The sequence below is a fragment of the Burkholderia sp. E168m15 genome (assembly GCF_016586105.1).
In the GTDB taxonomy this organism is placed as follows: domain Bacteria; phylum Pseudomonadota; class Gammaproteobacteria; order Burkholderiales; family Burkholderiaceae; genus Burkholderia; species Burkholderia orbicola.
In genome coordinates, this window is record NZ_BCPO01000032.1 from 26,957 (window position 1) to 48,214 (window position 21,258).

The 21,258-nt window shown below is 68.4% G+C and carries 18 protein-coding genes; 14 read left to right on the top strand and 4 right to left on the bottom strand.

All coding sequences use genetic code 11. The annotated features are described in order from the left end of the window. The first annotated feature begins 140 nt into the window (after positions 1–140). The 5 genes from JMF86_RS05825 (at position 141) to JMF86_RS05845 (ending at position 6,094) form a co-directional block, all read left to right on the top strand. A complete protein-coding gene (locus tag JMF86_RS05825; protein ID WP_006476388.1) occupies positions 141–1,373 on the top strand; it encodes a 3-methyl-2-oxobutanoate dehydrogenase (2-methylpropanoyl-transferring) subunit alpha in 1,233 nt (410 codons plus the stop codon). A gap of 2 nt (positions 1,374–1,375) precedes the next feature. Beyond that, a complete protein-coding gene (locus JMF86_RS05830; RefSeq protein WP_011545040.1) occupies positions 1,376–2,416 on the top strand; it encodes an alpha-ketoacid dehydrogenase subunit beta in 1,041 nt (346 codons plus the stop codon). A 1-nt stretch (position 2,417) separates the two neighbouring features. Further along, positions 2,418–3,728 carry a dihydrolipoamide acetyltransferase family protein gene (locus JMF86_RS05835; protein ID WP_011545041.1) on the top strand — a complete coding sequence of 437 codons (1,311 nt, stop codon included), beginning with the start codon at positions 2,418–2,420 and terminating at the stop codon, positions 3,726–3,728. Positions 3,729–3,732: 4 nt separating this feature from the next. Beyond that, positions 3,733–5,124, top strand: a complete 1,392-nt coding sequence (lpdA, locus tag JMF86_RS05840) for a dihydrolipoyl dehydrogenase (protein ID WP_201316794.1) — start codon at positions 3,733–3,735, stop codon at positions 5,122–5,124. Positions 5,125–5,464: 340 nt separating this feature from the next. Beyond that, positions 5,465–6,094, top strand: coding sequence for an NAD(P)H-binding protein (locus JMF86_RS05845; protein WP_078040834.1), 630 nt, complete (start codon positions 5,465–5,467; stop codon positions 6,092–6,094). 27 nt (positions 6,095–6,121) lie between these two features. On the opposite strand, the gene JMF86_RS05850 is transcribed toward JMF86_RS05845, so the two are convergent. Next, positions 6,122–7,039, bottom strand: coding sequence for a LysR family transcriptional regulator (locus JMF86_RS05850; protein ID WP_078040835.1), 918 nt, complete (start codon positions 7,037–7,039; stop codon positions 6,122–6,124). A 128-nt stretch (positions 7,040–7,167) separates the two neighbouring features. Between JMF86_RS05850 and speB the strand changes: the two genes are divergently transcribed. The 4 genes from speB to JMF86_RS05870 all read left to right on the top strand — a co-directional run bounded on the left by speB (position 7,168) and on the right by JMF86_RS05870 (position 11,715). Next, complete coding sequence (gene speB, locus JMF86_RS05855; RefSeq protein WP_201316795.1) at positions 7,168–8,136, top strand: agmatinase; 969 nt, start codon at positions 7,168–7,170, stop codon at positions 8,134–8,136. After that, complete coding sequence (locus tag JMF86_RS05860) at positions 8,129–8,593, top strand: GNAT family N-acetyltransferase (protein WP_201316796.1); 465 nt, start codon at positions 8,129–8,131, stop codon at positions 8,591–8,593. Before speB ends, JMF86_RS05860 begins: the two co-directional genes overlap by 8 nt. Before the next feature lie 462 nt (positions 8,594–9,055). Beyond that, positions 9,056–10,486 (top strand): cytosine permease, encoded by a 1,431-nt coding sequence (locus tag JMF86_RS05865; RefSeq protein ID WP_011694243.1) that lies wholly within the window; start codon positions 9,056–9,058, stop codon positions 10,484–10,486. Positions 10,487–10,644: 158 nt separating this feature from the next. Beyond that, a complete protein-coding gene (locus tag JMF86_RS05870; protein ID WP_011545046.1) occupies positions 10,645–11,715 on the top strand; it encodes a porin in 1,071 nt (356 codons plus the stop codon). A 66-nt stretch (positions 11,716–11,781) separates the two neighbouring features. Here the strand turns inward: JMF86_RS05870 and JMF86_RS05875 are convergent, their stop codons facing one another. Then, positions 11,782–12,738: a LysR family transcriptional regulator gene (locus JMF86_RS05875; protein ID WP_006476381.1), complete on the bottom strand. Its 957-nt coding sequence runs from the start codon at positions 12,736–12,738 to the stop codon at positions 11,782–11,784. A 188-nt stretch (positions 12,739–12,926) separates the two neighbouring features. On the opposite strand from JMF86_RS05875, the gene JMF86_RS05880 reads away from it, so the two are divergent. From JMF86_RS05880 to JMF86_RS05890, 3 genes are read left to right on the top strand one after another with little or no spacing between them, the layout of a single operon-like run. Then, positions 12,927–14,237, top strand: a complete 1,311-nt coding sequence (locus JMF86_RS05880) for an MFS transporter (RefSeq protein ID WP_201316797.1) — start codon at positions 12,927–12,929, stop codon at positions 14,235–14,237. A 31-nt stretch (positions 14,238–14,268) separates the two neighbouring features. Further along, on the top strand, positions 14,269–15,540 hold the full coding sequence (locus JMF86_RS05885) for a Zn-dependent hydrolase (protein ID WP_201316798.1): 1,272 nt from the start codon (positions 14,269–14,271) through the stop codon (positions 15,538–15,540). Between the two features lie 24 nt (positions 15,541–15,564). Beyond that, positions 15,565–16,587: a histone deacetylase family protein gene (locus tag JMF86_RS05890; protein WP_027807532.1), complete on the top strand. Its 1,023-nt coding sequence runs from the start codon at positions 15,565–15,567 to the stop codon at positions 16,585–16,587. A 104-nt stretch (positions 16,588–16,691) separates the two neighbouring features. Here the strand turns inward: JMF86_RS05890 and JMF86_RS05895 are convergent, their stop codons facing one another. Then, positions 16,692–17,897: an MFS transporter gene (locus tag JMF86_RS05895; protein WP_011545051.1), complete on the bottom strand. Its 1,206-nt coding sequence runs from the start codon at positions 17,895–17,897 to the stop codon at positions 16,692–16,694. A 751-nt stretch (positions 17,898–18,648) separates the two neighbouring features. Further along, positions 18,649–19,560 (bottom strand): LysR family transcriptional regulator, encoded by a 912-nt coding sequence (locus JMF86_RS05900; RefSeq protein ID WP_201316799.1) that lies wholly within the window; start codon positions 19,558–19,560, stop codon positions 18,649–18,651. Between the two features lie 161 nt (positions 19,561–19,721). On the opposite strand from JMF86_RS05900, the gene JMF86_RS05905 reads away from it, so the two are divergent. Both JMF86_RS05905 and JMF86_RS05910 read left to right on the top strand, forming a co-directional pair. Then, the gene (locus JMF86_RS05905; protein ID WP_027807540.1) at positions 19,722–20,642 is read left to right on the top strand and encodes a pyridoxal-phosphate dependent enzyme; all 921 of its coding nucleotides are present in this window, start codon (positions 19,722–19,724) and stop codon (positions 20,640–20,642) included. A gap of 194 nt (positions 20,643–20,836) precedes the next feature. Then, positions 20,837–21,258 (top strand): hypothetical protein (locus JMF86_RS05910; protein ID WP_201316800.1); only part of this gene is annotated, 422 nt, incomplete at its 3' end.

The window sequence follows — 21,258 nt, forward strand, 5'->3', positions numbered from 1 at the left end:
TGGGCATCGACGCGCACCGCTGCGAGGCATAAATTTCCAAGGTTGACGTGCTTATCCGCGCGTCAGCTCGCGCGCAGGCCGGCAACCGGCCCGCGCGTTCCCAAACAGCGTGAGACACAATCGAGCGTGGAGACGACACGATGAGCCTGTCAGAGCCATTGCGTCTGCATGTGCCGGAGCCCACCGGGCGCCCGGGCTGCAAGACGGACTTTTCCTATCTGCATCTATCGCCGGCCGGCGCCGTGCGCCGCCCACCGATCGACGTTGCCGCGGCGGACACCGCCGATCTCGCCCGCAGCCTCGTGCGCGTGCTCGACGACAACGGCAAGGCCGTCGGCCCGTGGGCCCCCGATCTCGACGATGCGCGGCTGATCGCCGGGCTGCGCGCGATGCTCAAGACCCGCATTTTCGACGCGCGCATGATGATCGCGCAGCGTCAGAAGAAAATCTCCTTCTACATGTTGAGCCTCGGCGAAGAGGCGATCGGCACCGCGCACGCGATGGCGCTGCGCGACGGCGACATGTGCTTTCCGACCTACCGGCAGCAGAGCATCCTGATCGCGCGCGACGTGCCGCTCGAGCGGATGATCTGCCAGCTGATGTCGAACGAAGGCGATCCGCTGAAGGGCCGCCAGCTCCCGGTGATGTACTCGGACCGCGAAGCCGGCTTCTTCTCCATTTCCGGCAACCTCGCGACGCAGTTCATCCAGGCGGTCGGCTGGGCGATGGCGTCGGCGATCAAGGGCGACACGAAGATCGCATCCGCATGGATCGGCGACGGCGCGACGGCCGAAGCCGATTTCCATACCGCGCTCACGTTCGCGCATGTGTACCGCGCGCCGGTCGTGCTGAACGTGGTCAACAACCAGTGGGCGATCTCGACGTTCCAGGCGATCGCGGGCGGCGAGGGCACGACCTTCGCGGGGCGCGGCGTCGGTTGCGGGATCGCGTCGCTGCGCGTCGACGGCAACGACTTCCTCGCGATCTATGCGGCGTCGAGCTGGGCGGCCGAGCGTGCGCGCCGCAATCTCGGCCCGACGCTGATCGAGTGGGTGACCTACCGCGCGGGCGCGCATTCGACGTCGGACGATCCGACCAAGTACCGGCCGAGCGACGACTGGTCCCATTTCCCGCTGGGCGATCCGATCGAGCGCTTCAAGCGCCACCTGATCGTGAAGGGCATCTGGTCGGACAGCGCGCACGACGCGTTGACGGCCGAGCTCGAGGCCGAGGTGATCGCCGCGCAGAAGGAAGCGGAGAAGTACGGGACGCTGGCCGACGACCGGATTCCGTCGCCGGCCTCGATGTTCGACGACGTGTACAAGGAGCTGCCCGCGCACCTGCGCCGTCAGCGCCAGGAACTGGGAGCGTGATCATGGCGCAACACGAGACAGGGACGGCGACGCAGCCGATGACGATGATCCAGGCGCTGCGCTCCGCGATGGACGTGATGCTCGGGCGCGACAGCGACGTGGTCGTGTTCGGGCAGGACGTCGGCTATTTCGGCGGCGTGTTCCGCTGTACCGAAGGACTGCAGAACAAGTACGGCAAGTCGCGCGTGTTCGATGCGCCGATCTCGGAAGGCGGGATCGTCGGCGCGGCGGTCGGGATGGGCGCCTACGGGTTGCGGCCGGTCTGCGAGATCCAGTTCGCCGACTATTTCTATCCGGCATCCGACCAGATCGTGTCGGAAGGCGCGCGGCTGCGCTACCGCTCGGCCGGCCAGTTCACCGCGCCGATGACGATCCGGATGCCGTGTGGCGGCGGCATCTACGGCGGGCAGACGCACAGCCAGAGCCCGGAGGCGATGTTCACGCAGGTGTGCGGGCTGCGCACGGTGATGCCGTCGAATCCGTACGACGCGAAAGGGCTCTTGATCGCGTCGATCGAGAACGACGATCCGGTGATCTTCCTCGAACCGAAACGGCTGTACAACGGGCCGTTCGACGGCCATCACGAACGGCCCGTCACGTCGTGGCTCAAGCATCCGGCGAGCGCGGTGCCGGAAGGCTACTACACGGTGCCGCTCGATACGGCCGCCGTCGTGCGGCCCGGCAACGACGTGACGGTGCTCACATATGGCACGACGGTGCACGTGTCGCTGGCCGCCGCCGAGGAGACGGGCATCGACGCGGAAGTGATCGACCTGCGCACGCTGTGGCCGCTCGATCTCGACACCATCGTCGCGTCGGTGCGCAAGACCGGGCGCTGCGTCGTGGTGCACGAGGCGACGCGCACCTGCGGCTATGGCGCGGAGCTCGTGTCGCTGGTACAGGAACACTGCTTCTACCACCTCGAAGCGCCGGTCGAGCGCACGACGGGCTGGGACACCCCGTATCCGCATGCGCAGGAATGGGCGTACTTTCCGGGGCCGACCCGGGTCGGTGAAGCGTTGCGACGCGTGATGGAGGCGTGAGATGGGGATTCATGTCATCAAGATGCCGGATATCGGCGAAGGGATCGCCGAGGTCGAGCTGGTGGCCTGGCATGTGGAAGTCGGGCAGACGATCAAGGAAGACCAGCCGCTCGCCGACGTGATGACCGACAAGGCGGCGGTCGAGATTCCGTCGCCGGTGACGGGCAAGGTGATCGAGCTGGGCGGCCGGATCGGCGAGATGATGGCGGTGGGCAGCGAGCTGATTCGGCTGGAAGTCGAAGGCGACGGCAACCTGAAGGCCGCGGCACCGGTGCGGGAAACGAAGGTAGCAACCGCACCGGTCGAGGCGCCGGCGCCGTCGAAGCCGGCGGCCGACACATCGGCCGAGCCGCCTGTGCAGCCCGCCGCGCCTCGGGCACCGGCGAAGCCGCGTCGCGAGGAACCGGCCACGCCGCCGCGCGCCGCGCTCGCGCCGGGCGAACGGCCGCTCGCGTCGCCGGCCGTGCGCCAGCGCGCGTGGGACATGGGCATCGAGCTGCGCTACGTGCGCGGCACCGGTGAAGCGGGGCGCATCCTGCATGCCGATCTCGACGCGTATGCGCGTACCGGCGGCGCGGCGCACGGGTCGCAACCGCGCGGCTACGACGAACGCCACGACGAAACCGAAGTGCCGGTGATCGGCCTGCGGCGCGCGATCGCGCGCAAGATGCAGGAGGCGAAGCGCCGCATCCCGCACTTCAGCTACGTCGAGGAAATCGACGTGACCGAGCTCGAATCGTTGCGCACGGAACTGAACCGCCGCCACGGCGACACGCGCGGCAAGCTCACGCCGCTGCCGCTGCTGATCCGCGCGATGGTGATCGCGCTGCGCGACTTCCCGCAGATCAATGCGCGGTTCGACGACGAAGCGGGCGTCGTCACGCGCTACGGCGCGGTGCACATGGGCGTCGCGACGCAGACGGACGGCGGCCTCACGGTGCCCGTGCTGCGTCATGCGGAAGCGCGCGACGTGTGGTCCATCTCGGCGGAAATCGCACGGCTTGCCGACGCGGTGCGGGCGAACCGCGCGCAGCGCGACGAGTTGAGCGGCTCGACGATCACGATCTCGAGCCTCGGCGCGCTCGGCGGCATCGTGTCGACGCCGGTGATCAATCATCCGGAGGTCGGCATCGTCGGCGTGAACCGGATCGTCGAGCGGCCGATGATCCGCGACGGCGCGGTCGTCGCGCGCAAGATGATGAACCTGTCGTCGTCGTTCGACCATCGCGTCGTCGACGGCGCGGACGCGGCCGAATTCATCCAGGCCGTGCGCGCTGTGCTCGAACGCCCGGCACTGCTGTTCGTGGAGTGAGCCGATGAAGAACGAACACACCACACTGCTCGTCATCGGCGGCGGCCCGGGCGGCTACGTCGCCGCGATCCGGGCCGGCCAGCTCGGCATTCCGACCGTGCTCGTCGAACGCGACCGGCTCGGCGGCACCTGCCTGAACATCGGCTGCATTCCGTCGAAGGCGCTGATCCACGTGGCCGACGCGTTCGAGCAGGCGTGCGGCCATGCCGGCGAAGCGGCGCTCGGCATCCGCGTGCGCACGCCGGAGATCGACATCGCGAAAAGCGTCGCGTGGAAGGACGGCATCGTCGACCGGCTGACGCGCGGCGTCGGCGCGCTGCTCAAGAAGAACGGCGTGCGCGTGCTGCACGGCGAAGCCCGCGTGATCGACGGCAAGACCGTCGAGGTCGTCAGCGGCGGCCATGCGGTGCGGATCGGTTGCGAGCACCTGTTGCTCGCAACCGGTTCCGAGCCGGTCGAACTGCCGTCGATGCCGTTCGGCGGGCACGTCGTGTCGTCCACCGACGCGCTGTCGCCCGCGACGCTGCCGAAGCGGCTGGTCGTCGTCGGGGCCGGCTATATCGGGCTCGAACTCGGGATCGTCTATCGCAAGCTCGGCGTCGACGTCAGCGTCGTCGAGGCGGCCGAGCGCGTGCTGCCTGCGTACGATGCCGAACTCGTGCGGCCGGTGGCCGATTCGCTCGCGCGCCTCGGCGTGCGGCTGTGGCTCGGCCGCACCGTGCTCGGGCTGGACGCGCACGGCGCGGTGCGCGTGCGGGCGGCCGACGGCGCCGAGCAGACGCTGCCGGCCGATCGCGTGCTGGTTGCCGTCGGCCGCAGGCCGCGCGTCGACGGATTCGGGCTCGAGACGCTGATGCTCGATCGCAATGGCCGCGCGCTGCGGATCGACGACGCCTGCCGGACGTCGATGCGCAACGTGTGGGCGATCGGCGACGTCGCGGGCGAGCCGATGCTCGCGCATCGCGCGATGGCGCAAGGGGAGATGGTGGCCGAGCTGATCGCCGGCCGGCGTCGCCAGTTCACGCCCGCGTCGATTCCAGCCGTGTGCTTCACCGATCCCGAGATCGTGACGGCCGGCTGGTCGCCGGACGATGCACATGCGGCCGGCGTCGATTGCCTGAGCGCGTCGTTTCCGTTCGCCGCGAACGGGCGGGCGATGACGTTGCAGGCGACCGACGGATTCGTGCGCGTCGTCGCGCGGCGCGACAATCATCTGATCGTCGGCTGGCAGGCGGTCGGGCGCGGGGTGTCGGAGCTGGCCGCGGCGTTTTCGCAGTCGCTGGAGATGGGCGCGCGGCTGGAAGACATCGGCGGCACGATCCACGCGCATCCGACGCTCGGCGAAGCGCTGCAGGAAGCCGCGTTGCGCGCGCTCGGACACGCGCTGCATGTCTGACGTGCGGGCTTGACGGAGCGCTGCTGCCGGTGCGTCACGCATGCATCGGCAGCGCTTGCGGCGTCTGACGTATTTCATGTTGTTCATCCGGTATCCGTTCGTGCCGGTCCCGAAACCGATCCGATCGGGTTTGCCCGTGCTCGCGCGCCGGGTCGGGAACGCGCGCAGCAGCAGCGCTGGCCGGGACGGGTTCAATCGCCCGGGACCGCACCTGACAGGCTCGTAATTTTTCGAGACGAGGGGAGGGTTGTCGCCGCCGCGTCAGCCGACGATCATGTCGGTAGCCGGAAACCGGGCCGCCTCGGGCCCGCCAACGCAGGCTGCACACGGAAAACCGGACATGAAACTGCTGCTCGTCGGCGCGACCGGACTCGTCGGGCGCCACGTCCTCGAAGTTGCGCTCGCCGACGCGCGGGTCGATCAGGTGATCGTCCTCGCGCGCCGGCCGTTGTCGCCGCATCCGAAGATGCGCGCGCTGGAAGTCGATTTCGACCATTTGCCCGACACGGCGGACTGGTGGCACGCGGATGCGGTGATCTGCACGCTCGGCACCACGATGCGGGCCGCCGGTTCGCAGGCGGCCTTTCGGCGCGTCGATCACGACTATCCGCTCGCGGTCGCGCGGCTCGCGCACCGGCACGGCACGCCGGCCTACGTGCTGAATTCCGCGCTCGGCGCCGATGCCGGGTCGCGCATCTTTTACAACCGCGTGAAGGGCGAAGTCGAGCAGGCGCTCGCCGGCGTCGGTTTCGATTCGCTCACGTACGTGCGACCGGGCCTGATCGGCGGCAGCCGCGACGAGTTCCGGTTCGGCGAGCGGCTGTTCGTGTTCGCGCTGAGCGCCGTCGCGCCGGTGCTCCCGGCGAAGTGGCGCGTGAATCCCGCGCCGCGGATTGCGCGCGCGTTGCTCGACGCGGCGATCGACGCACGGCCGGGCGTGCAGGTCGTCGCATCCGACCGGCTCGTCTGACGCGGCGCGGGCGGCGCGCCCGGCCGACTATTCGTCTGCGTTTCCGACGAGCGCGCCGAACTGCTCGGCGAGCGCGGCCGTGAACGCATCCAGCGCTTCGCTGCCGTCGGAATTCCTCGGTGTCGCGAGCTGAAATGCCACCGTGTGGCTCAGCTTGCTCGCGAGCAGCCGGCGCATCTTCCCGGCGGCGATCCACGGTGCCGCGACGTGGTCGGGCAGGAAGCCGACATGCGCGCCCGACAGGATGAAGATCACGTCGGCATCGACGTTTTCCGAAAACGCGGTCGGCCGTGCATTGCGCAGCGCCGCTCCCGACGTGTTCGTCTTGTAGAGCCGCGCGACGTTGCTCGCGCGTGAGATGTCGTCGACCGACACGGCTTTCTTCGCGAACAGCGGATGGCGGGCGCCGCAATGCAGCGACTGGTGCTCGACGAACAGCGGCGCGTAGTGCAGGCCGGCCTGGTGGCCGGAGAAATAGCCGATCGCGAGCTGCAGTTCGCCTTTCAGCAGCCGGCGCTCCAGCTCGTCGGGCGGCAACGCGATCATTTCGATCAGCACATCCGGCGCGCGCTCGCGAAAGCGGCTGACGGCCGCCGCGATCGATTCGACGACGTCGGGCGAGATCCGCTCGGACAGGCCGATGCGCAATTCGCCGAGCAACGTGCCCGAGATGTGCTGCGTGTCGCGCGTGAACACGTCCATCGCGTGCAGCAGGCGGCGCGTCGACTGCAGCACGCGTTCGCCCTTCGGCGTCAGCCGGAACCCGCCTTTGCCACGGTCGCACAGCCGGAACCCGAGCCGCGTCTCGAGCTTGGCCATCTGCGTGCTGATCGTCGACGGCGCCATGCCGAGCGTGCCCTGCGCGGCACTGAAGCCGCCGCTTTCGACGATCGTCAGAAAGAGCCGCAGCAACTGCAAATCCATGTCTCTGAGTCGGGTCAGCATGGCGATACATCGCATTTTGTGAAGTCGGCTTATGTTAGTTCATATTTTTCGTTGCATGCGGGCGCGGCAGAATCGGGCTCGAGGTCGCCAGCCGCGCGGCCGTGCCCCCTTCAGACCGGACTCCGACGATGAGCCAGAACGATTTCGCGTTCACCCGCGACAGCCTCTACGGCACCCAGGCCGAACCCAGTTTCGCGGGCGCGACGAGCTTCATGCGCCGGCGTTTCAGCCGCGATCTGGACGGCGTCGACCTCGCGATCACCGGCGTGCCGTTCGATTCCGCCGCATCGCACCGGCCCGGCACGCGCTTCGGCCCGCGCGGGTTGCGGATCGCGTCGACGGGCATCGCGTGGGCGCGTCCGTGGCCGTGGTCGTTCGATCCGTTCGACGTGCTGGCGGCGGTCGATTACGGCGACTGCGCGTTCGATCTCGGGCAGCCCGAAGCGGTGCCGGGCGCGATCGAGCGGCATGCCGATGCGATCCTCGCGCGTGGCTGCGCGATGCTGACGCTCGGCGGCGATCATTTCATCACGTATCCGCTGCTGAAGGCGCATGCGAAGGTGCACGGGCCGCTGTCGCTCGTGCATTTCGACGCGCACACCGACACGTGGCCCGACCGCGACGTGAAGCGCATCGATCACGGGACGATGTTCTATCACGCGGCGCGGGAAGGGTGGGTCGTGCCCGGACGATCGGCCCAGATCGGCATCCGCACGACCAACGACGAACCGATGGGCTTCGACATCCAGGATGCGCGTCAGGTGCATGCGTCGACGCCCGCCGCGGTCGCCGCGCGCATTCGCGAGCGAGTCGGCGATCATCCGGTGTACCTGACGTTCGACATCGACTGTCTCGATCCGGCGTTCGCGCCGGGCACCGGGACGCCGGTGTCGGGCGGACTGTCGAGCCATCAGGCGTTCGAGATCCTGCGCCACCTCGACGGGATCAACCTGGTCGGCATGGACGTGGTCGAAGTGTCGCCGCCGTACGATCACGCGGAAATCACGTCGCTGGCCGGTGCGACGATCGCACTGGAACTGATCTGCCTGTATGCGTCGCGCCGGCGGCAGAAAAAGGAACACCCGATCGATGGATGAACTGATCTGGCGCAAGGCCGTTCCCGGCGACGCGGCCGACTGCATCGCACTGCGTGCGCGCACACGCGAAAACGCGTTCACCGAAGCGCAGTTGCGCGCGCTCGGCATCACCGTTGAAAGCTGGGACGACGGTATCCGCGACGGCGTGTTCGCAGGCCATGTCTGCTGTGCGCCCGCACACATGGTCGGCTACTGCTTCGGCGACATCGGCTCGGGCGAAATCGTCGTGCTCGCGATTTTGCCCGAGTACGAAGGGACGGGGATCGGCAAGCGGCTGCTGCGGTGCGTGATCGACGATTTCGCGGCGCACGGCGTCACGTCGCTGTTTCTCGGCTGCTCGACCGATCCCGCGTCGCGCTCGTACGGGTTCTATCGTCACCTCGGCTGGACGCCGACCGGGGAACTGGACGACGCGGGGGACGAGATTCTCACGTTTCAGGTCGGGCCGCGCGGTTGATCGCATGTGGGGTCCGGGGTACGACGTCGTGGCTCTGCGTCGCGACAACGCCGACGACTGGCTGCACGGACACGACATCGAGGCCGCGCGACAGCTGCTGAACTTCCTCCCGCCGACCCCATGACGGTCGCGCCTGCTCGACCACCCCCCACCGACCCAACTTTCATTTTTCCTACATCCGGCTCGAGGCAAAACTGCGCGAGCGTGCCGCGATTGCTCGGACGATTTCGAAAACCGATCGATACCGGGTAATCACCGATATCTCCCAAGTTGTATATACAACATCATCCGCTGGCAATGTCGGCACACGTCGTGCCGGTTGCGCGCCAGCGTGCAGACCGTGCGTGCGTGGCGCATGCCGGCGATCCACGGCGCCCCGCATCCGCAGAGCCGAAAGGGCGGCTCGCAGTTTCCTGTCCCGTTCAAACCATGTGTGGTCCTGAGTATTTTGGAGATTGACCCGTGTCAACGAATTCCAGTGGAAAAGCCGGCGGACTGATCGAGGTACGCTCGATCGACTTCATTCCCGACGCCGAGCGCCACGGCGGCCTGCTGAGCCAGTTCACGCTGTGGCTGTCGGCGAACATGCAGATCACGGCCATCGTCACCGGGGCGCTGGCGGTCGTGCTCGGCGGCGACGTGTTCTGGTCGCTGGTCGCGCTGCTGCTCGGCCAGCTCGTCGGCGGCGCGGTGATGGCGCTGCACGGCGCGCAGGGGCCGCAGCTCGGGCTGCCGCAGATGATCTCGAGCCGCGTGCAGTTCGGCGTGTACGGCGCGATGATTCCGATCGTGCTGGTGTGCCTGATGTACATCGGCTTTTCCGCGAGCGGCTCGGTGCTGGCCGGGCAGGCCGTCGCGCAACTGCTGCATGTCGACGACGCGGCCGGCATCCTGCTGTTCGCGGCCGTGATCGTCGTGCTCACCGTGTTCGGCTATCGCGCGATCCACTTCGTCGGCCGGATCGCGAGCGTGGTCGGCATCGTCGCGTTCGTCTACATGTTTGCGCAACTGTTCGCGAACCACGACATCGGCGCGCTGCTCGCGAACCGGCATTTCTCGCTGGCGAGCTTCCTGCTCGCGATGTCGTTGTCCGCGTCGTGGCAGATCGCATTCGGCCCGTACGTCGCCGACTATTCGCGCTACCTGCCGCGCTCGACGTCATCGGTCGCGACGTTTCTCGCGGTCGGCCTCGGCTCGGTGATCGGCGCGCAGGCGGCGATGGTGTTCGGCGTATTCGCGGCCGCGCTGGCCGGCAGCCAGTTCGCGCACCATGAAGTGTCGTACATCGTCGGCCTGGGCTCGACGGGCGCCGTGGCCGCGCTGCTGTATTTCAGCATCGCGTTCGGCAAGGTGACGGTGACGGCGCTCAACGCGTACGGCAGCTTCATGTCGATGGCGACGATCGTCAGCGGTTTTCGCGGCAAGGGCGCGGTATCGTCGAAGAGCCGCCTCGTGTACATCTTCGGGATGATCTGCGTGTCGACGCTGATCGCGCTCGCGGGCCGTCATTCGTTCCTGAAGGAATTCACCGCGTTCATCCTGTTCCTGCTGGCGTTCTTCACGCCGTGGAGCGCGATCAACCTGGTCGATTACTACTGCTTCACGCGTTCGCGCTACGACGTGCCGGCGTTGTCCGATCCCGATGGTCGCTACGGCCGCTGGAACGTGATGGCGATCACGATCTACGTGGTCGGTATCCTGGTGCAACTGCCGTTCATGTCGACGCACCTCTACACGGGGCCGCTCGTCGATGCGCTCGGCGGCACCGATATCTCGTGGATCCTCGGCCTCGTCGTGCCGGCCGTGCTGTATTACGTCGGCGCGCGCGCGTCGCGACGCAGTATTCCCGAGCGCCTGATCCTGCCGCTCGAACGCGGCGAAGTTCATCACTGACCACGCGTCTCGCGCATCGGGCCGGCACGCCGCCGGCCTGAGCGCCGAGTCGGACGTAGCCTGCGTCCGGCTCCATCAACACATTCCGATATCCCGCGATACCGGTGCGGCGTTCACGCCGTGCCCGGTGTCGTTTCAATCTCGACCTATCAAATAGTATGACTAAGCATATTGAAACGCGCGGCATCGATTGCCGGGTGCGGCCGGTTCACGCCGGTTTTCGTCTCACGGTGGCGCTTGCCTGTGTCGCCGGTTCGGGCACTGCGTCCGCGCAGGACGGCGTCACGCTGTACGGCGTGATCGACGAATTCGCGCAGGTCGTGAATACGGGCAACGGCTATACGGCCGCGATCAACTCGGGCGGCCAGTGGGGCAGCCGGTTCGGATTGAAGGGCGGCGAGGATATCGGCGGCGGCCAGAAGATCGAGTTCGCACTGGAAAACGGCTTCAATCCAAATGACGGCTCGCTCGCGAGCGCCGGCAGCCTGTTCAACCGGCAGGCGTGGGTCGGCATCGCGGGGCAGTGGGGCAAGGTGCGCGCGGGCCGGCAGAATTCGCCGCTATTCAACGATCAGGGCGGGCAGGATGCATTCGGCGGAGTCACGCAGGCATCCGGTATGGACAACCTGACCGTGTTCGCGTTCCGCACGAGCAACACGCTGTCGTACCAGAGCCCGGAGATCGCCGGTTTCCAGGGCGGGCTGTACTTCGGGTTCGGCGATGCGGGCGGCGTGCGCTCGGCCGGCTCCAGCCAGCAGTTCGACCTGACCTACGAACACGGTCCGTTCGGCGCATTCGTCGCGGGCCAGTGGTTGAAGAACGCTGTGGCGACCACGACGGATCGCACGATCATGGCAGGTGCATCATATGCGATCGGCAAGGCCACCGTGTATGGCGGCTTTTCCGCGGTGAAGTGGGCCGACCTTGGAATCGATTCGCGTGTGTACGGGCTGTCGGTCAAGTACCAGTTCAACCCGGCCAACTATGTCGCGCTCGGTTACGCGTACCTGCACGACCAGTCGTCGCAAGGCAACCACGCAGATCAACTCGGGCTGATGTACGAATACGACCTGTCGAAGCGCACGAGCTTCTACGGCGCGCTGTCGTACCTGCGCAACCGCAACCAGGCCGGCTACACGCTCGCCGGCGCGGCGAACCCCGGCCTGCCGCTCGCGTATCCGGGTGCGAATGCGCGCGGCGTGCAACTCGGCATCGTGCATCGCTTCTGATGCATGCGCACGGAGCGACGCGCCGGGTCGTATGCGCCCGGCCGTGCTCCGAGCGCATGCGCGCTGTCATTTCCCCAACCGCTCCGCCAGCGAATAGCGCTGCATGCAGCGCTCCATCGCGTCGAGAAACGCCAGCTCGGCGGCGTTCATCTTGCGGTCGCGATGCCACAACAGGAACACGTCGACATCGACGAGCCCGTCGTCGGGCGGCAACCGCCACAGCCGCTGCTGCGCGATGTCGTCGCGCACGATGTGCTCGGGCAGGCAGCCGATCCCGTAGCCCGCGAAGATCAACCGCCGTACCTCCTCGAGGCTCGGCGACGACGCGACGATGCGTCCCGTGAAGCCCTTCTGGTCGCGGAACACGGTGAGCGGCGACAGGCTGTCGCCGATCTGGTCGCTCGTGAACGACACGAAATTCTCCGCGAGCAGATCGTCCATCCGCAATTGCGTCTGCCCGAACAGCCGGTGATGGCGGCCGCAGTAGATCGCATAGCGCTGGCGCAGGAAGCAGCGCATCTCCAGCTTGTCGTGCGGCGTGCGGCACAGGCCGAGCCCGGCCGTGGCCGTTTTCTGCAGCAGCGAGGAGAGGATGTCGGACGAGCGCATCACTTCGATCTGCAGATCGATACGCGGATATGCGCGGTGGAAATCCGCGAGGAATTCGTCGTAGACGGGCGATTCGATGCGGCTCACCGTCAGCAGCCGGATCGAGCCGGTCAGGTCGGCCGTGCTGTCGTCGATTTCGGTTTCGAGGCGCGAGATGCCGCCGTAGATGTCGCTCGCGATCCGGTACACGGCTTCGCCGGCCGGCGTCGGCGCGAAATGCGCACCGCGCCGCTCGATCAACCGGCGCTCGAGCGTCTCTTCGAGCCGACGCAGCGCCTGGCTCACGGCCGGCTGCGTGACGTGCAAGCGGGCGGCTGCGCGGCTCACGCTGCGTTCCTGCATGATCACCAGATAGGTGCGCAGCAGATTCCAGTCGAGGCGGTCATTCAGGAACGGGGCGAGGTCGGGGCGCATCGGGTGTCCGGGCAGCAGTGATCAGGCATTAGTTGAATTTATATCGTGAATAATAACTTGAAATTTGACTAATGATTTGCGGCCACCGATAAAGGAGGGGCGCCGCAGCGTGCGGCGCGAGGCCGCGACAGACGGCCGCCGTCACGATATTGCGTGCCGCCCCGCCGCGGCGCGCGTCAGGAGCCCGCATGACCCAGTCCCTTCCTTCCGCCCGCCAGCCGGCACGCGCCGCGACGGCCGCGTTCATCGGCACGATGATCGAGTGGTACGACTTCTACATCTACGCGACCGCCGCCGCGCTCGTGTTCGGCGAACTCTATTTCCCGTCGCACGACCCGTTCGTCAGCACGATGGCGTCGTTCGCGACGTTTGCGGTCGGCTTCTTCGCGCGTCCGCTCGGCGGCGTGATCTTCGGCCATCTCGGCGACCGCGTCGGCCGCAAGAAGGCGCTGATGACGACGTTGATGATGATGGGCGTCGCGACCGTGTGCGTCGGGCTGCTGCCCGCTTATTCGAAGGTCGGCATCCTCGCGCCGGTGCTGCTCGTCGCGCTGCGCGTCGTGCAGGGCATCGCGGTGGGCGGCGAATGGGGCGGCGCGGTGCTGATGGCGGGCGAGCATGCGCCGCAGGGGCGCCGCACGTTTTTCGCGTCGTTCGCGCAGCTCGGCAGCCCGGCCGGGCTGATCCTGTCGCTGATCGCGTTCCGCGCGGTCACGTCGATGGACAAGGCCGACTTCCTCGCATGGGGCTGGCGCCTGCCGTTTCTCGCGAGTTCGGTGCTGCTCGTGGTCGGCATCCTGATCCGGCTCGGCGTGAACGAGTCGCCGGAATTCGCGCGGGTGAAGGAAGCCAACCGCACGGTGAAGCTGCCGGTCGCGGAAGTGTTCCGTTCGGCGTCGGGGCTCGTGCTGCTCTGTATCGGCGCGAACACGATCGGCATCGCGGGCGTCTATTTCACGAACACGTTCATGATCGCGTACACGACGCAGTACGTCGGCGTCTCGCGTTCGCTGATCCTCGACAGCCTGTTCGCGGTCGCGATCATCCAGTTCTTCGCGCAGCCGCTCGCCGCCTGGATCGCCGAGCGGATCGGCGGCGCGCGCTTCCTCAAGCTCGCGGCGCTGCTCGCGATGCTGTCGCCGTATCCGATGTTCATGCTCGTGCAGGGCGGCACGTCCGCGTCGCTGATCGCCGGCATCGCGCTCGCCGTGGTGTGCATGGCCGGCTTCTATTCGGTGATCGCGGGCTTCGTCAGCGACGTGTTTCCCGCGCACGTGCGCTATTCGGCGATCTCGCTCGCCTACCAGATTTGCGGCGCGATCGCGGGCGGCCTGACGCCGCTCGTCGGCACGTGGCTCGCACATCGCTTCACGGGCCAGTGGTGGCCGCTCGCGGTGTTCTACACGTGTCTCGCCGGTATTTCGCTGCTCTGCATCGTCGCGCTCGATGCGCGCCGCGCCGCGCGGCCGGCCGCCGCCGAAGCGCTCGGCTCGCACTGACCTTCAACGAACGAATCGATCCGGAATGCATATGAAAGACCTGCTGGAAATCGACGGCGCCCGCCTGTGGCAGAGCCTGACCGACATGGCGCGCGTCGGCGCGACCCCGCGCGGCGGCGTGCGGCGCCTCGCGCTCACCGGTGATGACCGGCGCGGGCGCGACCTGTTCGCGCAATGGTGCCGCGACGCGGGAATGACGGTGAGCGTCGATGCGGTCGGCAACCTGTTCGCGCGGCGCGACGGCGCCGATGCGCAGGCAGCGCCCGTGCTGATCGGCAGCCATCTCGACACGCAGCCCGAAGGCGGCCGCTTCGACGGCGTCTATGGCGTGCTCGCCGCGCTCGAACTCGTGCGCACGCTGAACGACGCGGGCATCGCGACCGACAGGCCGCTCGAGATCGTGTCCTGGACCAACGAGGAGGGCGCACGCTTCGCGCCGGCGATGCTCGGCTCGGCCGTGTTCACGGGCGCGTTGCCGCTCGACGACGCGCTCGCGAAGCAGGACGCCGACGGCGTCACGCTCGGCGCGGCGCTCGACGCGTGCGGCTACCGCGGCACGCGAGCGATGGGCGGCGCGGTCGACGCATATTTCGAGGCGCATATCGAACAGGGGCCCGTGCTCGAGGCGAACGGCACGACGATCGGCATCGTCACGGGCGGCCAGGCGATCCGCTGGCTCGACGTGACGGTGACGGGCGTGGCCGCGCACGCGGGCACGACGCCGATGCCGTATCGAAAGGACGCGTATTTCGCGAGTGCGCAGATCGCGCTCGAACTCGAACGGATCGTCGCCGGCTACGCGCCGCGCGGGCTCGCGACGATCGGGCAGGTCGGCATTCGCAACGCGTCGCGCAACACGATTGCCGGCGACCTGACGTTCACGGTCGACCTGCGTCATCACGACGATGCCGAAGTCGACGAGATGGAGCGCGACCTGCGCGACGCTTGCGCACGCATCGCCGCCGCGCGCGGCGTGCAGGTGGCGGTCGAGACCTGCTGGCGCAGCCCGGCGACGCCGTTCGACCGCGATTGCGTCGGGCTGGTCGCGCAGGCGACCGCCGCGTTCGGCTATACGCACGAGCGGATCGTGAGCGGCGCCGGTCACGACGCGATCCTGCTCGCGCGCCGTTTCCCGACCGCGATGGTGTTCATTCCGTGCGTCGACGGCCTGTCGCACAACGAAGCCGAGGATGCATTGCCCGACGACGTGACGCGCGGCACGAACGTGCTGCTCCATGCGGTGCTGGCGCGCGCGGGCATCGCGGCGCGCGTCGATGCGGCGGCTGCCGCGCACGGCGCCTGATCCGGCGAATCGACGAGGACCATCATGAAAACCTATTTCCATCCCGAACAACTGCTGCACCATCCGCGCAGCTACCTGTCGCGCGGCCAGATGCGCGAACCGCAGGAAGTGCCCGAGCGCGCGGCGCGGCTCGTCGCGGCCGTCCGGTCGCTCGACTTCGACGTGCGCGAGCCGGCCGATCGCGGCACCGCACCGATCGCGGCCGTGCACGACATGAACTACCTGCGCTTTCTCGAGGACGCGCACCGCGACTGGAAGCAGATGCCCGACGACTGGGGTGACGAAGTGATGTCGAACGTGTTCGTGCGCGACCCGAATCCGCTGCGCGGGGTGCTCGCGAAAGCCGCGCGCTATCTCGCCGACGGCAGTTGCCCGGTGGGCGCGAACACGTGGCGCGCGGCGTACTGGTCCGCGCAGGGCGCGCTGGCCGCCGCGGCCGACGTCAACGACGGCGCACGCGAGGCGTACGCGCTGTGCCGGCCGCCCGGCCATCATGCGCGGCGCGACGCGGCCGGCGGCTTCTGCTACCTGAACAATGCGGCGATCGCCGCGCAGGCGCTGCTCGGTCGCCATCGCCGCGTCGCGGTGCTCGATACCGACATGCATCACGGGCAGGGCGTGCAGGAGATTTTCTACGGCCGCGACGATGTGCTGTACGTGTCGATTCACGGCGACCCGACCAACTTCTATCCGGTCGTCGCGGGCTACGAGGAAGAGACGGGGGCGGGCGCCGGCGACGGCTTCAACCTCAACCTGCCGATGCCGCACGGCGCGCCGGAGTCGGCATTCTTCGAGCGGCTCGACGACGCGTTGCGTGCACTCGCGCGGTTCCAGCCCGATGCGCTCGTGCTCGCGCTCGGTTTCGACATCTACAAGGACGATCCGCAATCGCAGGTTGCCGTCACGACCGACGGGTTCGGCCGGCTCGGCGGTGCGATCGGCGCGCTCGGCTTGCCGACGGTGATCGTGCAGGAGGGCGGTTATCACCTCGCGAGTCTCGAGGCGAACGCACGCGCGTTTTTCGGCGGGTTTGCGGCCGGGCGCTGACCGAGCCGTCGGAACCGGGCCGCACGCCGGAAATAACAACGGCCGCATGGTGCGGCCGTAAAAAAGCGAGCGGAAGGTTCCCGGCAGTCCGGACGTGCTCGTGCTTACGAGTTCGCGGCGGCCGGCGAGCGGCGGCGCTGCGTGACCTGCAGCATCACGAGTGCGAGCCCGGCAGCGGCGATCAGCGCGCCGACGAGCGGCACCGCCGCGTAGCCGAACCCCGCCGAGATCGCCGCACCACCGGCGGCGGCGCCCACCGCGTTGCCGAGGTTGAACGCGCCGATGTTGACGGCCGATGCAAGGCCCGGCGCTTCATGGGCCGCGCGCATCACGCGCATCTGCAGCGGCGGCACGACCGCGAACGTCGCGATCCCCCAGACCAGCAGCGTAACGCCGGCGCCCGCATGGGTGGTGGCGAGCAGCGGGAACGCGGCCATGGTCGCGATCAGCAGCAACAGGAAGCCGATCAGCGTGCCGTCGAGCGAGCGGTCGGCGAGGCGCCCGCCCGCGATGTTGCCGATCGAGAAGCCGACGCCGATCAGCACCAGCATCGCGGTCACGAAGCCGGGCGTCGCGCCCGTCAGGTGTTCGAGCGTCGGCGCGACGTACGTATAGAGCGTGAACATCGCGCCGGCGCCGAGCACCGTCGTCCCGAGCGCGCCGAGCACGACCGGACGCGTCAGCACGGAGAGCTCGGCGCGCAGGTCGGGCATCTTGCCGGCTTCGCCCTTCGGCAGCGCGGCGAACAGGCCGGCGATCGCGATCAGGCCGAGGCCCGCGGTCGCCGCGAACGACATGCGCCAGCCGATGATCTGGCCGAGCCAGGTCGCGGCCGGCACGCCGCCGACGTTCGCGATCGTCAGGCCCATGAACATCGTCGCGACCGCGCTGGCCTGCTTTTCGCGCGGCACGAGGCTCGCCGCGACCACCGAGCCGAGCCCGAAGAACGCGCCGTGATTGAGGCTCGTCACGAGGCGGGCGAGCAGCAGCGTCGTGTAGTCCGGTGCGACGGCCGACAGCAGGTTGCCGATCGTGAAGATCGACATCAGCGCGATCAGCGCGGAGCGGCGCGACCAGCGCGCGAGCAGCAGCGTCATCAGCGGCGCGCCGACCATCACGCCGATCGCATACGCGCTGATCAGCATGCCGGCTTGCGGAATCGACACGTGCACGCCGTCGGCGATCACGGGCAGCAGGCCCATCGGCGAGAACTCGGTCGTGCCGATGCCGAACGCGCCGGCGGCGAGCGCGAGCAGCGGCAGCGCGGCGCTGCCGCCGGGGCGGGACGGAGAGGAAGTCGTGGTGGTCACGTGGTGGACTCCTGTAAGCGGGGGACGACGGCACGAGGCCGTTGAGGACAGCGTGAAGTGTGCCTGCGTTACTTTTGCGGAAAAAGCCGTATGCGGACGAAATTATCTTGATTCCATGTCAACAATGCAGCGCGCGGGCGACGCGGGTGTGCGTGACCTATGAGTCCGTGTTTTGGCGGGATAGCCGAACGCCAAGGATTTTTGGAAAGCTTTTCGTAATGAAGAGGTGCGCAACTTCCGGACAGGGGCTGCGACGCCGTGACGGTTCGCGGCTCATGCGGAGGTATCTTGCGAGATGCTCGGGAAGTCGGCCGACGAGCATGAGATGACGCGCGGCTGCCTGGCCGGACGCGTTGCCCTGCGACAGGCGATTCTGCCGTCGCCGGCCGGTCGCAATGTCCGGCAAGCCTTTCGCCGCAAGGCGCGACAGTAAAAAAGCCCCGACCACAGGGGGGCCATGGCCGGGGCGGAAACGCATCCTCTCTTTGGCACGAGGGTTGGATGCGCGCGCAGTATATTTCGGGCCAGGACGATTCGAATCGGCGTTAAACGACCGTTTTTGGTGTCAATTTGAAAATAGCGGTATCGCGGCGTCGGACGTCGGCGTTTTGAAAGATTTTTCGATGACACGACGGTGTCGCTTCGTGTGCAAAGACATCGAAAACGACGCGATCGCGGAAGTGAATGCCGCACGTCGGTCGGCGCGGCAAGTCGCATCGCCCGACCGCGCGCCGATGCGTCCAGCGTGCATTCAGCCCGGTTCGCCGGCCGCGTCGCGGACCGCCGCGAGAAACCGCGCGACGACGGGCGACGGGGTCGCCGCCGCGCCGTCGAACACGAACTCGATGTCGAAGCGGCTCGCAAGCTCGTCGAGCGCGACGAGCCGAACCGTGCTCGGGCAGGTCGGCGATGCGCTTTCCGGCACGAACGCGCAGCCCATCCCCACCGCGACGAGGCCGATCAGCGTCGGGATATCGCTGCCGACCTGCGCGATGCGCGGCGTGAAACCGGCCTGCTGGCACTGCGTCATCAGGAACCGGTGGTGCGCGGCGGAGCGCTGCGCATCGAACCAGACGAACGGCTCGTTCGCGACGTCGGCCAGCGTGCGCGGCGCGACGAAGCGGCCGCCCGACGGTGCGGGCATCGCGAGCACGAAGCGGTCGCTGAGCAGCCGCACGCCCGTCAGGTGCGGCGCTTCCTCGCGACGCCACGCCATGATTCCGGCGTCGAGCTGGCCGCGCATCAGCGCGCTCGCCTGTTCGGCGGACAGCATCGGCGCGATCGACAGTTTCACGTCCGGGCACGCGTCGCGAAACGTTTTGAGGACGTTTGCGACGACCGGCAACGGCAGGCAGTTCGGCAGCGCGCCAAGCCGCAGTTCGCCGAGCTGGCCGGCCGCGCTGCGCAGCGCGCGCTCACGGCTGTCCTGCAGCATCGCGAGCAGGCCGGTCGCATCGCGCAGAAAGCTCGTGCCGGCCGCGGTGAGCGTGACGCCCGTCGCGCGACGGATCAGCAGCGGCGTGCCGATCGCGTCCTCCAGCTCGCGGATCTGCCGCGACAGCGCGGGCTGCACGATGCCGGCCGCGCGGGCGCCGGCCATCACGCTGCCGGCCTCGGCGACGGCGACGAAGTAGCGAAGGTGACGCAATTCGATCTGGCGCATGCGGTGCCCGGTTCGGTGGATGGATATGCCTGTAAAGCATAGCAAACGCCATTCGATGGTATTGGAAGGCATGACCGGCCTGCCGTACGATGACCGTCATCGTCGCGCTCGCTTCCTCCGGAGTCGCGTGTGTTTCCTCCGTCCTCACTGCGTCCCGTCCCATGCCGCTTCATATCCCGACCCCTTATATCCGCTCACCCATCGCGTCCCGCCGGCTCGGCAGGACCGTCCGGCTCAAGCTCGATGCGCTGCAGCCATCGGGCTCGTTCAAGCTGCGCGGCATCGGCGCCGTCTGCGAGGCGCGTCATGCGGCCGGGGCGCGGCGGTTCGTGTCGTCGTCGGGCGGCAACGCGGGCATCGCGGTCGCGTATTGCGGCCGCGAACTCGGCGTGCCGGTGCGCGTCGTCGTGCCGGAAAGCGCATCGGCCCGGGCGCGCGAGCTGATCCGCATCGAAGGCGCGGACCTCGTCGTGCACGGCGCGAGCTGGGCCGAGGCAAATGCGTTCGCGCAATCGACGCTCGACGAGCACGACGCGTTCGTGCATCCGTTCGACGACCGCGTGCTGTGGCAGGGCCACGCGACGATGATCGACGAAATGGCGGCGGCCGGTCCGAAGCCCGACGCGGTCGTGCTCGCGGTCGGCGGCGGCGGTTTGCTGTGCGGCGTGCTGGAAGGGTTGGCGCGCAACGGCTGGCACGACGTGCCGGTCGTCGCGGCCGAGACGGAAGGCGCCGACTGCTATGCGCGCTCGGTCGCGCAGGGGCGTCCGGTCGAACTGGCGGCCATCGCGAGCATCGCGACGTCGCTTGGCGCGAAGCGGCCATGTGACGCGGCGGTCGAGTGGGCGACGCGCCACGCGATTCATCCGGTCGTCGTGTCCGATGCCGACGCGGTGGCTGCGTCGCTGCGGTTTGTCGATGAACACCGGATCGTCGTCGAGCCCGCGTGCGGCGCTGCCCTGGCCGCGCTGGAGCGCCCGGTGCCGGTGCTTGCGTCGGCGTCGGACATCGCGGTGATCGTCTGCGGCGGCGTGACCACGACCGCCGAGCATCTGCAGACGCTGCGTGCGACGTTGCGGTAGGTGAGGGCGCCGCCAAGCCGCGCGGCGCGAGACGGCGAGGCGCCTGCGATTTTCGTCCCGGTGGCGACCGCGGGTTGGGGCACGTAGCTAACCGCGACGCGTCGACGTTGCCTTTTCGTCGATCCCGTGCGGCCATGCGCGGCCGGCGCCGAGCCGGATGAACGGGAAGGGTCTCGGAGAATGATGCGGAAGGTATGCGTACCGCCGCGCTACGCCGCATGGGGGCGCGCGCGACGATACCGGAGCGCGGTCAGTTCGCGGCGGGTGCGCTCGCGCCGGACGGCGTGGACGATGCGACCGGGTTGGCTGTAGCCGGCGCAGGCGATGCGCTCGACGGCGCCGAGGCCGATGCGGGCGTCGATGCTGCTGACGAGGGCGCGGCCGATGACGGCGTGGCGGTGGTCGGCGCTGCTGCCGGCGCCGGAGTCGAAGCAGACGCGGGTGCGGAAGCCGGCGCGGCCGTCGAACCGGAGGTCGATGAAGGCGCCGGTGCGGTTGCCGGACCGGAAACCGGCTTAGGCGCCGAAGCGGGCGCAGCAGCCGAAGCGGGAGCAGGCGCCGACGCAGGCGCCGGGCCGTCAGCCGAAGCAGGTGCAGGTGCAGACGCCGCCGCAGG